Origin of the sequence: Saccharopolyspora sp. NPDC000359 (genome assembly GCF_040300525.1) — a bacterium.
Lineage (GTDB): Bacteria > Actinomycetota > Actinomycetes > Mycobacteriales > Pseudonocardiaceae > Saccharopolyspora.
In genome coordinates this window covers 20,042-32,655 of the sequence record NZ_JBEPDU010000016.1, presented here as the reverse complement: position 1 = coordinate 32,655, position 12,614 = coordinate 20,042, and the positions used below count along the sequence as shown (strand labels likewise).

Sequence of the window (12,614 nt, the reverse complement as noted above, 5' to 3'; positions counted from 1 at the left end):
CTCCTTAAACCGCCCGGAACTCGCCGGTCGCGTGGAAGTGCCCCAGCACCGCGAGCGGCGCGTCCAGGTCCAGGCCGCGGGCGGAGACCCACTCGTCGTCGTAGTAGGTGTTGGCGTAGCGCTCACCGCCGTCGCAGAGCAGCGTCACGATGCTGCCCCGCCGACCGGCCGCGATCATCTCCGACACCAGGGAGAACACGCCCCACAGGTTGGTCCCGGTGGAGCCACCGACCCGCCGTCCCAGCACCTTCTCGACATGGCGGATCGTGGCGATCGAGGCCGCGTCCGGGACCTTGATCATCCGGTCGATGGCCTGGCCGACGAAGGACGGCTCCACCCGCGGACGGCCGATGCCCTCGATCAGCGACCCGCGGTCGCTGGTGCGGTCCGGATCGCCGTCCCGCCACGCCTCGAAGAACACCGAGCACTCCGGGTCGACCACGGCCAGCTCGGTGCGGTGGCACCGGTAGCGCAGGTAGCGGCCGATGGTGGCGCTGGTGCCGCCGGTGCCCGCGCCGACCACTACCCAGCTCGGCTCGGGGTGCGGTTCCAGCGCCAGCTGCTCGAAGATCGATTCGGCGATGTTGTTGTTGCCGCGCCAGTCGGTGGCCCGCTCGGCGTGGGTGAACTGGTCCATGAAGTGGCCGCCCAGCTCGGCGGCCAACCGGCGCGACTCGGTGTAGATCGCGCCCGGCTCGTCCACGAAGTGGCAGCGACCGCCGTGCCACTCGATCAGCGACACCTTCTCGCGGCTGGTGGAGCGCGGCATCACGGCGATGAACGGCAGCCCGAGCAGCCGGGCGAAGTAGGCCTCGGACACCGCCGTGGAGCCGGAGGAGGCCTCGATCACCGGCGTGTCCTCGGTCACCCAGCCGTTGCAGATCGCGTAGAGGAACAGGGACCGGGCCAGCCGGTGCTTCAGCGAGCCGGTCGGGTGTGTTGACTCGTCCTTGAGGTAGAGGTCGATCCCCCACTCCGCGGGCAGCGGGTAGCGCAGCAGGTGGGTGTCGGCGCTGCGGTTCGCGTCGGCCTCGATGATCCGGACGGCTTCGCTGGTCCAGGCCCTGGTCCGCGCGCAGGACCGGTCGATGCTGCCGACCATCCCCGGGATCACCCGGCGTCCGTGGTGCGCTCGCCGCGCAGCTGCGCCATGAGCTCCTCGCGGCGGGCCCTGCGCGCCGCACCGCGTTCGGCCATCCCGACCGCCACCCGGCGCCGCAGGTTGCCGAAGACCAGCAGCGACAGCGGCATCACGACCACGACCGACACCGCGAGCGCGACCAGCACCGGCACGTTGACCAGCATCAACAGGACGGCGACCACGATCACCATGGAGAACCGGGCGACGGTGTACAGCGCGATGTCGCGCGCGAGGGTCGACGCCGCCCCCTGGGCCGCGGGTTCGGGCTGCTGTTCCTGCACGTCACCAGGGTAGAGCAAGGGTCCGGCGACTTGGCCGGGCGGCCGGTGACCAGCGGTTCGCGCGCACCGCCCGAAGCGCCGTTTTCGTCCCTTACCTTCCCTTTACCTAAACCCAAATGTTCGAGTACCTGGCCCCCGAGGTGCCAGGATGCGACCGGATTGCCCGAATGACCATCTCGCAACGTGGAGGTCACCTGTGACCGCGACGACCCAGCAGCCGCGCCAGAACGGCCAGGAGCAGCTCCTCACGCCCGGTGAGGTCGCGGCGCTCTTCCGGGTCGACCCCAAGACCGTGACGCGGTGGGCCACCGCCGGCCGGATCGGTTCCATCCGGACCCCCGGCGGCCACCGCCGCTTCCGCGAGTCTGAGGTCCGCGCCCTGCTCGCCGAGCTCACCAACGACGTCAACCGCGCGGTCTGACACCGACTGGTTCGACGACGCGCTGAGCTCCTGCTCGCCAGCGCCCCTCGTCGGCGAGTGCTCCGGACGCAGACCTGAAGAGCGCCCGAACGGCGGGTCCAGGTGGCGCCTCGTCAACCGCGAGGCACCACCTGGGCCCGCTCAGCGCGCTCGCGACAACGCCGTCACCTGCGACGCCGACAACCCGGTCTGAATTGGCTAGTCTCGGGTCAGCGGCAGAGTTGGAGGTGGCCAGATGATCTACGTCCTGGCAGCGATCGGTGCGCTCACCATCGCGGTGCTGATGTGGAAGGCGTTCGGCCCCGTCGCGACCGGGCCGGACCGGCCCCGTTCCCGGCAGGCGCCGATCGCGCCCGACGACGACCCCGACTTCCTGCGCCGGTTGGACGAGCAGCGGCGCAAGTCGCGTCCGGCGGAGGACGAGTGATCGGACGGCACCTGCCCCGGCAGGTGCCGTTCCACTGAACCGCCGGTCAGCCCTGCCGGTTCCGGCCGGGCGCGTGCGGGAAGTCGTCGGCCACCGTCGCGGCCAGCTCCAGCAGCGCCATCCGGGTGGGGGCGCTGAGCTGGTCCAGCTCGACCTCGGCCCCCTCCTCCAGGTGCGGGTCGAACGGGATCTTCGACACGGCGCGGCACCGCGAGCTGAAGTGCGCGGCCAGCTTGTCCACGTCGACCTTGCCGGACGCCGGGCGCACCGAGTTGATCACCGCCACCGACCGCGCCACCAGGTCGCCGTAGCCGTGCGCGTCCAACCAGTCCAGGGTGGCCGATGCGCTGCGCGCGCCGTCGATCGAGCTGGAGGAGACGATCACCAGCGAGTCGGCCAGGTCCAGCACGCCCTTCATCGCCGAGTGCATCAGGCCGGTGCCGCAGTCGGTGAGCACCACGTTGTAGAAGTGCTCCAGCATCGTGACGGTGCGCCGGTAGTCGTCCTCGCTGAACGCCTCCGAGACCGCCGGGTCCTGCTCGCTGGCCAGCACCTCCAGCCGGGACGGGCCCTGCGAGGTGTAGGCGCGGACGTCGCTGTACTTGCGGACCCGGTGCGCGTCCCGCAGCAGGTGCCGCACCGTCGCGGTGGTCTCCAGCGGGATCTTCTGCGCCAGGGTGCCGCGGTCCGGGTTGGCGTCCACCGCGATCACCCGGTCGCCGCGCAGCGAGGAGAACGTGGAGCCGAGGGTGGCGGTCGTGGTGGTCTTGCCCACGCCGCCCTTCAGGCTCAGCATCGCGATCTTGTAGCAGCCCTGCAGCGGCTGGTTGATCCGGCCGATCAGCTCGCGGCGGCGCCGGTCGGCCGGGCCCTCGCCGAAGTTGACCGTCTTCCCGCTGGCCAGGTAGACGGCCTTGCGCCACCCGGACTGGGGAGGCCGTTTGGTCTGCCGGAGCAGCTGGGCGGACGAGAGGTCCTGGCCAGATGGCTGATCCCCGGGGCGGCCGTTCGGGGCAGCCTGGGGGTATGACGAGTACGGCTGCTGCGGACCGGGTTGCGGTCCGCCCTGCGGGAACTGCTGGGCACCGGTCGGGTACGGGCCGGACGGCCCGCCGGACACCGGCGCGTACGGACCGGACGGCCCGCCCGACACCGGCGGGTACGGGCCGGAGGGTCCACCGGAGACCGGGTACGGGCCCGACTGCGCGCCCGGGACCTGGTGCGGTCCGGACGCCTGCGGGTGCGGGCCGGAAGCCGACGGGTCGGGGTGGTAGGCCTGCTGCGGCCCGGACTGGTTCGGGTCGGGGAAGGCCGGGGCGCCACCCGGGTAGTACGGTTGCGGCGCGTCGCCGACCGGGTTTCCGGACTGGTCGACCTGCGACGGGTCGACGTACGACGGGGTGGGGTGCGCCGGCCGGGTCTCCGGCTCGACGTACTGGCCATCGGGTGCCGACCCCGCGCTGCCGGACTCGACGTCCGCGCCGTCGGCCTGCGCCGCGGTGGCCCCCGCGTTCCGTCGCGTCTCGGGCTCTTCGTACTGTCCGGTCACCGTTGCCGTCCCTCCTGCGATCGAGCCGGGCCCTGCCGGACCGAATCGAGAACTCCCCGTCTCCGCAAGGCACGGTAGTCGCAGGCAGCCCCACCAGTCACCGGGGGTGGGCGGTCGATTCCCCCGGTTCCGTTCGCCGACCGGGCGTGAATTGCGCAGGTGGCGGACTCGACGTTGCGGAGCCCGCCGCGCGCGACGGGCTCCGAGCCGCGCCCCGGAGGGCACCGATCACCCGCTCACAGTCCAGCGTACGAGTGAAGACCGGCGACGACGATGTTCACGAAGAACAGGTTGAAGATCATGACGGCCAGGCCGAGCACGTTGATCCACGCGGCGCGCACCCCGCGCCAGCCCGCGGTGGCGCGGGCGTGCAGGTACGCGGCGTAGACGACCCAGGCGACGAAGGAGCAGGTCTCCTTCGGGTCCCAGCCCCAGAACCGGCCCCAGGCCGCTTCCGCCCAGATCGCGCCCGCGACGATGGCGAACGTCCACACCGGGAAGATGATCACCGTGGCGCGGTAGGCGACCCGGTCCAGCGCCTGGCTGGTGGGCAGCCGCGAACCGACCTTGGTCATCTTCAGCGGGTTGTTCTCGTACCGGCAGCGCACCAGGTACAGCAGGCTCGCCACCCCGCCGAACACGAAGACCCCGCTGGAGATGATTGCCGCGGCGACGTGGATCACGATCCAGTAGGACTGCAGCGCCGGGATCAGCGGTGCCGCCTGCGCGTAGAGGATGGTGCCGGACAGGAAGAGCAGCAGCACCACCGGCAGCATCAGGAACCCGCCGAGCCCGCGCAGCTGGCTCGAGGTCGTGTCGCGGCGAGCGGTGCGCGTCTGCCGGAACAGCACGACCAACCAGGCCACCACCGCGGCCAGCGAGATCGCCGAGCCGAACTCGTACATGTTTCCCCACGGCACTCGACCGGTGGCCAGACCGCGCAACAGCAGGGAGGCGAAGTGGATCACCGCACCGAGCGAGGTCATGGCGACGGCCATGCCGCCCAGCCGCTCCGAGAACGGGCGCTTCTCCGGGGCGGGCAGGTGCCCGACGACCGGGGTCGAGGTGGCGCCCGAGTCACCCGCACCGACCAGCGCCGCCTCGCGGCTGCGGGCGACCGTTCCGGCGCGGCCGCGGGAGAACTCCGCGAAGTACAGCAGCATCGCCAGGATGTAGACCACCACCGAGGTGGCGTAGGCCATGTCGCTGTAGGTCGACAGCGTCTGGTTGACCGGCATCAGCTCTTCCTTTCGCGCGCGGGGCCAGTGGCCGCGCGGGACTTCGGCGAGTGGTCGACCCCCGTGCCGAGGAGGTCGGCGGCGAGCCTGGTGAACTCCTCGCCGTAGCCAGCTTGATCGGTGCGGGCGAGCCCGCCGACTTCGACAACGGTACGTGCGGAACCGGATCCGTCCTGGTCCGGGTGCGGCGCCGCGCGGACCCACACCCGGCGGCGCTTGATCATCAGCGAGGTGCTGATGCCGAAGATGACCAGCACGGCGAACAACAGCACCCACGGCTGGAACGGGTCGTGCGACGCCTGCAGGTTGGCCCAGCGCTCGACGCCGTCGAAGCGGACGGTGGTGCCGTCGTCGAGGCGGACCTCCTCGCCGACGCGCAGGTTCTCGCGGGCCACCCGCTGCAGCCTGCCCTGGTCCACCATGGACTGGTCGACGCCGAAGATCGACTGGCCGCGGCCGGAGTCGAGCCCGAGGTCACCACGCAGCACGTCGACCGCGGCGGCCGGGTCCAGCAGGTCCGGGAAGCGGGAGCTGAGGATGGCGCCGTCGAACGCGGCGGTGGGCGCGAACAGCCCGGTGACGGCGATCTGGCTCTTGCGGCGCTGCTCCTCGTCGAGCACCCCGGGTGGGTCGAACTTGGTTGCGCCCTGCGAGAGCATCGTCGCCGGGTCGGCGGGCTGCCACTGGATGACGTTGGTGCGCTGCTGGCCGTCCGGGAAGGTGACGGTGAAGCGCGGCGCGTAGCCGTTGCCGGTCAGGTAGATACGGTCGCCCGCGGTGCGCAGCGGGTGGTTGACCTGCAGCAGGTACGGCTGCCAGGTGTTGTTCTCCAGGTCCTCGCCGGACTGGTACTTCAGGCCCACCTGGTAGTCGCCGACCTGGCCGTTGGGCTGGTAGTGGATGTCGAAGTCGTCGACGCGGACGCAGAACGGGGAGAGCTGGGTGCCGTCGACGGTGAGCCCGGCGCGGAAGGAGTCGTAGTTGTAGGTGCCGGAGTTGCAGAACTCGGAGCCGTCGGCCACCACGATGACCTGGCCCTCGTAGCCGTACAGCTTGCCGCCCGCGACGCCGACCAGCAGCCCCACCAGGGCGAAGTGGAAGACGAGGTTGCCGATCTCGCGCAGGAACCCGCGTTCGGCGCTGATCGACTTCGCGCCGTCGTCCTCCTCCCGCTCGACCATCCGCCACCCGCGCAGCCGGGTCCGGGTGCTGGCCATCACCTCGTCGACCGAGGCGTCGAGGGTGGCCTGCTCGTGGTGCGGCATCCGGGAGAGGTTGCGCGGGGTGCGGACCGGCTTGCTGCGCCACTGTTTGTAGTACTCGTAGCAGCGCGGCAGCAGGCAGCCGATCAGCGAGATGAACAGCAGGACGTAGATGGAGGCGAACCAGACCGAACCGAACACCTCGAAAGCACCGAGCTTGTCCAGGATCGGCGCCAGCGTCGGGTACTCGGCGAAGTACCGGTCGACCTCGGTGGTGTTCAGCGAGCGCTGCGGGATCAGCGCGCCCGGCAAGGCGGCCAGGGCGAGCAGGAACAGCAGCACCAGCGCGGTGCGCATGGACGTCAACCCGCGCCAGGTGTTGCGCAGGAACGCCAGTGCCGTCTTCAGGTGGCCGCGCATCAGAGGATCGTCTCGTATCCGGCGATCGGGCCACGCAGCAAGGCGATCAACTCTCCCCACAAACCGGTGACGAGCAGCAGGCCGACCACGACCAGCAGCACGCCACCTGCGATCTGGATGGCACGTCCGTTCCGCCGCAGCCAGCCCGCGCTGCGCAGCGCCCACCGCGCGCCGAGGGCCAGCAGCACGAACGGCAACCCCAGGCCCAGGCAGTAGGCGGCGATCAGCAGGACACCGCGCCCCGCGGTGCCGGACGAGGACGCCTCGGTGGCGACGGCGAGCGAGGCCACACCCGCCAGCGTCGGGCCGATGCACGGCGTCCAGCCCAGGCCGAACACCGCGCCCAGCAGCGGAGCTCCCCAGATCCCGGCGCGCGGCACCCGGTGGATGCGGACGTCGCGCTGCAGCGAGGGGACCAGCCCGAGGAACACCAGGCCCATCGCGACGGTGATCACGCCACCGATCCGCTGCAGCAGGAGCTCGTTGGCCAGCAACGCGTCCGACAGGCCGAGCAGCAGCATCGTCCCGGCGACGAAGACGACGGTGAACCCGGCGACGAACAGCAGCGCCGCACCGGCGACGCGCCAGCGACCGCTGCGCGAGAGCTTGTCCTCGGCGGCGTCCACCGGCGGGGTCTCAGCGCCCACGACTCCGGCCAGGTAGGCCAGGTAGCCGGGCACCAGCGGCACCACGCACGGGGAGGCGAAGCTGATCGCCCCGGCGAGCACCGCCACCACAGCCGCGAGCAACAGCGGGCCGGATTGGGCGAGCTCGGTGGGGTTCACACCTCGAGGGTAGGAAAGTCAAGACCACCGCGACGCACCGGGCTCGGTGAACGGGACCACATCTTCGCTGGTGACGGGCTTGCCCAGGCACGACGGAGCCCCACCAGGGCCATAGGTCCCGGCTTTTCGGGACCCCAGGGCCCGCGAGGCGAGCGTCACAGCCGCCCCGGACGTCACGCCGGCTCGGCGGCCACCTTCTCGACCTCGGGGAGCAGCTCGCTCTCCAGCATCGCGGTCAGGAAGACCGCGGCGACGCGGTGGTGGCGGTCCAGGATGATCGTCGCCGGGACGGTGCTGCGCGGGAACTGGCGCAGCGCGAGCAGCGAACGCCCGGACGGGTCGTAGATCGACGGGTAGGTCAGCCCGCGGTCGCGGTGGAAGTCCAGCGCCGCAGAGCGGCTGTCCCGCACGTTGATGCCGAGCACCTGCACGCCCTTCGGCCCAGCCTTGTCCTGCACGGCCTGCAGGTCGTCGGCCTCGGCCCGGCACGGCCCGCACCACGAGCCCCAGATGTTGAGGACCACGACCTGGTCCTTGAAGTTGTCCAGGCCGAGCTGCTGGCCCTCGTTCAGCAGGTCCTCGCCACCGAGCCCGGACACCCGGCCGCGCTCGTCCGGGCTGTAGAAGAGGCGGGTCTGCCCACCGGGCGAGACGAAGGTGAACTCACCGCCGCTGGCCACCGCGTCCTCGCCCTGCGTCGCGCACCCGCCGACGAGCGCCACCGCCGCGGCCACCAGGCCCAGGCGTACCCACAGCTTCCTCATGCCCCTGTCACCTTCGGATCGGTTGCTCCGGCCGGTTCCACGTAGGCGATCCGCACCAGCTCCTCGCCGCGGAACACCAGGCTGGTCAGCGACGCCAGCGAGCACTGGCGCCGACGCGGGTCGTGCCACATCGGCTTGCCCTCCAGGAACCGGCGCAGCGTCCAGATCGGCAGCTGGTGCGACACGCACACCGCCTCGTGCCCGGCCGCGGCCGCGCGGGCGCGGTGCGCGGCACCGAGCATGCGGTGCGCGATCTGCAGGTAGGGCTCGCCCCAGGACGGCCGCAGCGGGTTCCAGAGCTTCGGCCAGTGCTTCGGCGAGCTCAGCGCGCCGTCACCGACCGAGACCTTCAACCCCTCGAACCGGTTCTCCGACTCGATCAGCCGCTCGTCGGTGGCCACGTCGACCTGGAAGGTCCCGCCGATCGGCTTGGCGGTCTGCTGCGCGCGCTGCAACGGCGAAGCGACCACGTGCACGACGTCGCGCCCGGCGAGGAACTCGGCGACGATCTTCGCCTGCTGCTCACCGCGGTCCGACAGCCGGTACCCGGGCAACCGCCCGTAGAGGATGCCCTCCGGGTTGTGCACTTCGCCGTGGCGCATGAAGTGCACGACGGTCCGCTCCGAGGTGGTCATTCGGTCGCCTCCGCGGCGGCCCGGGCCGCGTGCGGCAGGGCGTCGGCGATCACCTCGAACGCGGCCTCGTCCATCGCCGCGTTCACGAACCAGCTCTCGAACGCGCTCGGCGGCGGGTAGACGCCGCGGTCGAGCAGCGCGTGGAAGAACGGCGGGAAGCGCCAGGTCTGCTGGGCCTGCGCCTGCTCGTAGTTGTGCACCGGGGTCTCGCTGAAGAAGACGCTGACCATGTTGGCCGCGCGAGCGACCTGGTGCGGCACGCCCGCCTCGGTGAGTGCCGAGCCGAGCAGCTCGCCGAGCCGTTCGGCGTTGCGGTCCAGCGCCGCGTACACCTCGTCGTCGGCGGCCCGCAGGTTCGCCAGCCCAGCGGCCACCGCGACGGGGTTCCCGGACAGCGTGCCCGCCTGGTACACCGGGCCGGACGGGGCCAGCCGGTCCATCACGTCGGCCCGGCCACCGAAGGCGGCGGCGGGCAGCCCGCCGGACATCACCTTGCCGAAGGTGTAGAGGTCACCAGCCACGCCGTCGACACCGAACCAGCCCGCGCGGGAGACCCGAAAGCCGGTCATGACCTCGTCCATGATCAGCAGCGCCCCGGCCGAGCGGGTGGTCTCGCGCAGGCCCTGGTTGAAACCGGGCAGCGGCGCGACGGCACCCATGTTGCCCGCCGCGGCCTCGGTGATCACGCAGGCGATCTCGTCGCCCTGCTCGGCGAAGACCTGCCGCACCGCGTCGAGGTCGTTGTAGGGCAGCACGATCGTGTCGGCGGCCTGCGCGCCGGTGACGCCCGGCGAGGTCGGCAGGCCCAGCGTCGCCACCCCGGACCCGGCGCTGGCCAGCAGCGCGTCGACGTGCCCGTGGTAGCAACCGGCGAACTTGACGATCTTCTGGCGGCCGGTGAACCCGCGGGCCAGCCGGACGGCGCTCATCGTCGCCTCGGTGCCCGAGTTGACCAGGCGGACCTGCTCGACCGGCTCGACGCGGTCGATGATCTCCTGTGCGAGGTCGATCTCACCGACCCCGGGCGTGCCGAAGGACAGGCCGTGCGAAGCGGCCTCCCGCACCGCGCGGACCACGTCCGGGTGCGCGTGCCCGTTGATCATCGGCCCCCACGAGGACACCAGGTCCACGTAGCGGTTGTCGTCGGCGTCCCACAGGTGGGGGCCCTCGCCGCGAACCATGAACCGGGGTGTGCCGCCGACCGAGTGGAACGCGCGGACCGGCGAGTTGACGCCGCCCGGCGTCACGGCCTGCGCGCGGTCGAACAGCTGCCGCGACCGCGGAGCCGGATCGTGGTTCGGATTCGATGCGGGGTTCGCAGAAGCTGTCACGCCCCCAGTCTGACAGGCGCAGCTCGGTGACCTGCCGCACCCCGAGCTCCGCACCCGCTCCCGTGCTGGTCGGCAGCGCCGACGGCTACCGGCGGCGGGCCCGCAGGGCGAGCGTCACCTGCCGGATCGCGTCGAGCAGCAGCAACCCGGCGACCGTCCCAGCGGCCACCGCGGCGGCCAACCAGCTCCCGATCGAGCGGGTGACCACGTCGATCGCGCCCTGCGGCCCGGGCAGGTAGATGGTCACGGTGCCGTGCTGCCACGCCCACCAGCCGACGGCCACCAGCGCCACGGCCACGACCAGCTCGATCCCGGCCACGGCGGCCCGCCACGGCTGGTGCAACCGCCCCCGCGGCTCGGCGCGTTCCAGGGTCTCGGCGCTGAACTTCGGCCCGTCCGCAGGCCACGGTTCCGGAGTGGTCACGCCCAAGAGCGTCTCACGGCCCCCGCACCCCCACCGAACACCGCACCCCGGCACCCACCCGAAACCGCAGTTTCAATTGAAACTGCGGCACCCAGCCACGGGATTTCGCAGTTTCAATTGAAACTGCGGCCTCGTCACCCCTGGTTACAGTTTCAACTGAAACTGTGAATGTCCTGCGGAGCCCGAGTCGGTTGGGCGGGTGGTCGTGCCTCGGTGGATGAGGTGAGGTGGAGTGGGGTGAGGCGGGATGAGGTGGAGTGGGTTGAGGCGGGGTGGAGTGGGGTGAGGCGGGATGAGGTGGAGTGGGTTGAGGCGGGGTGGAGTGGGGTGCGATTGCAGTGCGATCGACCCGTGAGCCCAACCAGCTGCCGGTTCCTCTCAGGACTGGATCTGCCCTGGTCAGAAGCGCAGGGAACCTGGTTCGGGGCTACTTCTCGACGAGCTTGGTGAGGGACGTGGCGAGGGCTTGGGGGTCCTTGGCCCAGGCCAGGACGACCCTGTCGTCGGTGAGGCGGAGCGGGACCTCGCCCGTGCCCTTCGGGACCGTCCAACTACCGCCGAGCACCCGAGCGCCCACCGGGGCTCCGACGTCGGTGACCGCCGCGATGCGGCTGACCTCGACCTCCTCGCGCCCGAGCACGAGCTCGTCCGGGGTCAGCCGCACCGACACCAGACGACGTCGGCCCTGCACCCACACCGCCGCCGCGACGGCCAGCAGGCCGCCGGTGAGGGTCCACATCCACGGGCTCAACGGGCCGGGCGTCAACGCCTCGACCCCGAACCCCAGCAGCGCGAACGCCGGGCCCCACAGGACCGGCCACCAACTGCTACCGCGTTCCGAGTACAGCACCGGTCCGCTCATCGCTCACCCGTCAGCCATTCCGTGCAAGGTGCCCGCCACAACAACACCGCAGCCGTTCCCCCCAGGACGAGCAGGATGGTGTGCACGCTGAACACCGCCCCCGACCCCAGCACGAGCACCAGGTGCAGCAGGGCGAACCCGGTCACCCCGATCCGCCCCCACGAGCGCCGCTTGTGCAGCGCGATCCCGAACCCCAGGTAAGCCGCCGCGAGCGCGACGGCGATCCCGGTGTTGGCCACGATCATCTGCTGCGCCCGCTCCGCCGCGTCCTCCGGTGCCAGCTGCTGCTGGACGCCGAGCTGCTGCACGAGCTCGGCGCGACCGGACCACATCAGCCCGGCCTGCAGCAGGAGCAGGAACGCCACCGTCCACCACAGGACGATGGAGCAGCGGAGCGGTCGTGGCATCAGTAGGTGCGGCGCGAGGCGTTGAAGAACCAGTTCGACGGCTGCAGGAAGACCAGCGTGATGAACCCGCCCATGGACAGCAGCCCGAGCCCGCCCTGGATGTAGGTCATCACGTAGTACGACGTGGGCAGCGCGATGTCCGGCATGTCACCGGTGAAGGTCGCGGTGCTGCCGCCCTGGATCAGGCTCATGATCGAGCTGAGCACCCAGATCGAGGCGAAGACGGTGAGCGTGACCCGCGCCCAGTTCCGGCCGGCGCGCATCTTGAAGCCGAACAGGATCCACAGCCCGGTCAGGATCAGGTAGATCACCGTCATGAAGATGAAGGTGATCAGCATGATCCCGTTGACGAACGAGGAAACGCCGTCCTGGAACTCGCTGGGCAGCTCCGGGTCCGCGGTCACGCCAGCGATCGTGTCGTTCAGGTAGCCCTGCAGCGTCATGAAGCTCACGACGGACAGGACGGTCACCAGCAGCGGAACCGCGATCGCGATCCAGAAGGCGATCTCCACGGTCATCGGCCGCGGGACCGGGGCCATCTCCTGCGCGGGCACCGGCGGCGCCGCGTAGGGGTTCTGCTGCTGGTAGCCGCCCTGCGGCTGCTGGGGGTACCCGCCCTGGGGGTACTGCTGCTGCGGGAAGCCGCCGGACGGCGTGCCTCCCTGCGGGTACTGCGGGTACCCGCCCTGCTGCCATGGGTTCTGCGGTGAAGTCACCGGCAAACAGT

Annotated in this window: 15 protein-coding genes; 2 read left to right on the top strand and 13 right to left on the bottom strand. The window is 71.1% G+C overall.

The window, feature by feature from the left end; genetic code table 11:
* Positions 1–4 precede the first annotated feature (4 nt).
* Positions 5–1,102, bottom strand: coding sequence for an L-cysteine desulfhydrase Cds1 (gene cds1, locus ABT324_RS12910; RefSeq protein WP_351175683.1), 1,098 nt, complete (start codon positions 1,100–1,102; stop codon positions 5–7).
* 8 nt (positions 1,103–1,110) lie between these two features.
* Positions 1,111–1,422 carry a DUF4229 domain-containing protein gene (locus ABT324_RS12905; protein ID WP_351175681.1) on the bottom strand — a complete coding sequence of 104 codons (312 nt, stop codon included), beginning with the start codon at positions 1,420–1,422 and terminating at the stop codon, positions 1,111–1,113.
* A 196-nt stretch (positions 1,423–1,618) separates the two neighbouring features.
* Here ABT324_RS12905 and ABT324_RS12900 point away from each other — a divergent pair, with 196 nt between their 5' ends.
* Positions 1,619–1,843 carry a BldC family transcriptional regulator gene (locus ABT324_RS12900; RefSeq protein ID WP_150067036.1) on the top strand — a complete coding sequence of 75 codons (225 nt, stop codon included), beginning with the start codon at positions 1,619–1,621 and terminating at the stop codon, positions 1,841–1,843.
* A 235-nt stretch (positions 1,844–2,078) separates the two neighbouring features.
* Positions 2,079–2,270, top strand: a complete 192-nt coding sequence (locus ABT324_RS12895) for a hypothetical protein (RefSeq protein ID WP_150067035.1) — start codon at positions 2,079–2,081, stop codon at positions 2,268–2,270.
* A gap of 46 nt (positions 2,271–2,316) precedes the next feature.
* Here the strand turns inward: ABT324_RS12895 and ABT324_RS12890 are convergent, their stop codons facing one another.
* From ABT324_RS12890 to ABT324_RS12840, 11 genes are all read right to left on the bottom strand, one after another.
* Complete coding sequence (locus ABT324_RS12890) at positions 2,317–3,819, bottom strand: AAA family ATPase (protein WP_351175679.1); 1,503 nt, start codon at positions 3,817–3,819, stop codon at positions 2,317–2,319.
* A 236-nt stretch (positions 3,820–4,055) separates the two neighbouring features.
* Positions 4,056–5,057, bottom strand: a complete 1,002-nt coding sequence (ccsB, locus tag ABT324_RS12885) for a c-type cytochrome biogenesis protein CcsB (protein WP_351175677.1) — start codon at positions 5,055–5,057, stop codon at positions 4,056–4,058.
* Positions 5,057–6,679, bottom strand: a complete 1,623-nt coding sequence (gene resB / locus ABT324_RS12880) for a cytochrome c biogenesis protein ResB (protein ID WP_351175675.1) — start codon at positions 6,677–6,679, stop codon at positions 5,057–5,059. The genes ccsB and resB overlap by 1 nt, the downstream gene beginning before the upstream one ends.
* The gene (locus ABT324_RS12875; RefSeq protein WP_351175673.1) at positions 6,679–7,464 is read right to left on the bottom strand and encodes a cytochrome c biogenesis CcdA family protein; all 786 of its coding nucleotides are present in this window, start codon (positions 7,462–7,464) and stop codon (positions 6,679–6,681) included. Before ABT324_RS12875 ends, resB begins: the two co-directional genes overlap by 1 nt.
* 173 nt (positions 7,465–7,637) lie before the next feature.
* Positions 7,638–8,228 (bottom strand): TlpA family protein disulfide reductase, encoded by a 591-nt coding sequence (locus ABT324_RS12870; protein WP_351175671.1) that lies wholly within the window; start codon positions 8,226–8,228, stop codon positions 7,638–7,640.
* Entirely contained in the window at positions 8,225–8,863 is a 639-nt protein-coding gene (locus ABT324_RS12865) for a histidine phosphatase family protein (RefSeq protein WP_351175669.1), read from the bottom strand. The genes ABT324_RS12870 and ABT324_RS12865 overlap by 4 nt, the downstream gene beginning before the upstream one ends.
* Positions 8,860–10,131 carry a glutamate-1-semialdehyde 2,1-aminomutase gene (hemL, locus tag ABT324_RS12860; protein ID WP_502949735.1) on the bottom strand — a complete coding sequence of 424 codons (1,272 nt, stop codon included), beginning with the start codon at positions 10,129–10,131 and terminating at the stop codon, positions 8,860–8,862. Before hemL ends, ABT324_RS12865 begins: the two co-directional genes overlap by 4 nt.
* Positions 10,132–10,279: 148 nt before the next feature.
* Positions 10,280–10,618: a hypothetical protein gene (locus ABT324_RS12855; RefSeq protein ID WP_351175665.1), complete on the bottom strand. Its 339-nt coding sequence runs from the start codon at positions 10,616–10,618 to the stop codon at positions 10,280–10,282.
* Between the two features lie 427 nt (positions 10,619–11,045).
* Positions 11,046–11,480, bottom strand: a complete 435-nt coding sequence (gene mce1N / locus ABT324_RS12850) for a transport-regulating membrane protein Mce1N (RefSeq protein ID WP_351175663.1) — start codon at positions 11,478–11,480, stop codon at positions 11,046–11,048.
* On the bottom strand, positions 11,477–11,887 hold the full coding sequence (locus ABT324_RS12845) for a hypothetical protein (RefSeq protein WP_351175661.1): 411 nt from the start codon (positions 11,885–11,887) through the stop codon (positions 11,477–11,479). Before ABT324_RS12845 ends, mce1N begins: the two co-directional genes overlap by 4 nt.
* The gene (locus ABT324_RS12840; protein ID WP_351175659.1) at positions 11,887–12,603 is read right to left on the bottom strand and encodes a hypothetical protein; all 717 of its coding nucleotides are present in this window, start codon (positions 12,601–12,603) and stop codon (positions 11,887–11,889) included. Before ABT324_RS12840 ends, ABT324_RS12845 begins: the two co-directional genes overlap by 1 nt.
* Between the last annotated feature and the right edge of the window lie 11 nt (positions 12,604–12,614).

What these genes read in the sequence shown, in the direction of transcription:
- cds1 (WP_351175683.1), bottom strand. Translation starts at nt 1,102, where the DNA reads ATGGTCGGCAGCATCGACCGGTCCTGCGCGCGGACCAGGGCCTGGACC.
- ABT324_RS12895 (WP_150067035.1), top strand. Translation starts at nt 2,079, where the DNA reads ATGATCTACGTCCTGGCAGCGATCGGTGCGCTCACCATCGCGGTGCTG.
- ccsB (WP_351175677.1), bottom strand. Translation starts at nt 5,057, where the DNA reads ATGCCGGTCAACCAGACGCTGTCGACCTACAGCGACATGGCCTACGCC.
- resB (WP_351175675.1), bottom strand. Translation starts at nt 6,679, where the DNA reads ATGCGCGGCCACCTGAAGACGGCACTGGCGTTCCTGCGCAACACCTGG.
- ABT324_RS12870 (WP_351175671.1), bottom strand. Translation starts at nt 8,228, where the DNA reads ATGAGGAAGCTGTGGGTACGCCTGGGCCTGGTGGCCGCGGCGGTGGCG.
- ABT324_RS12865 (WP_351175669.1), bottom strand. Translation starts at nt 8,863, where the DNA reads ATGACCACCTCGGAGCGGACCGTCGTGCACTTCATGCGCCACGGCGAA.
- mce1N (WP_351175663.1), bottom strand. Translation starts at nt 11,480, where the DNA reads ATGAGCGGACCGGTGCTGTACTCGGAACGCGGTAGCAGTTGGTGGCCG.
- ABT324_RS12845 (WP_351175661.1), bottom strand. Translation starts at nt 11,887, where the DNA reads ATGCCACGACCGCTCCGCTGCTCCATCGTCCTGTGGTGGACGGTGGCG.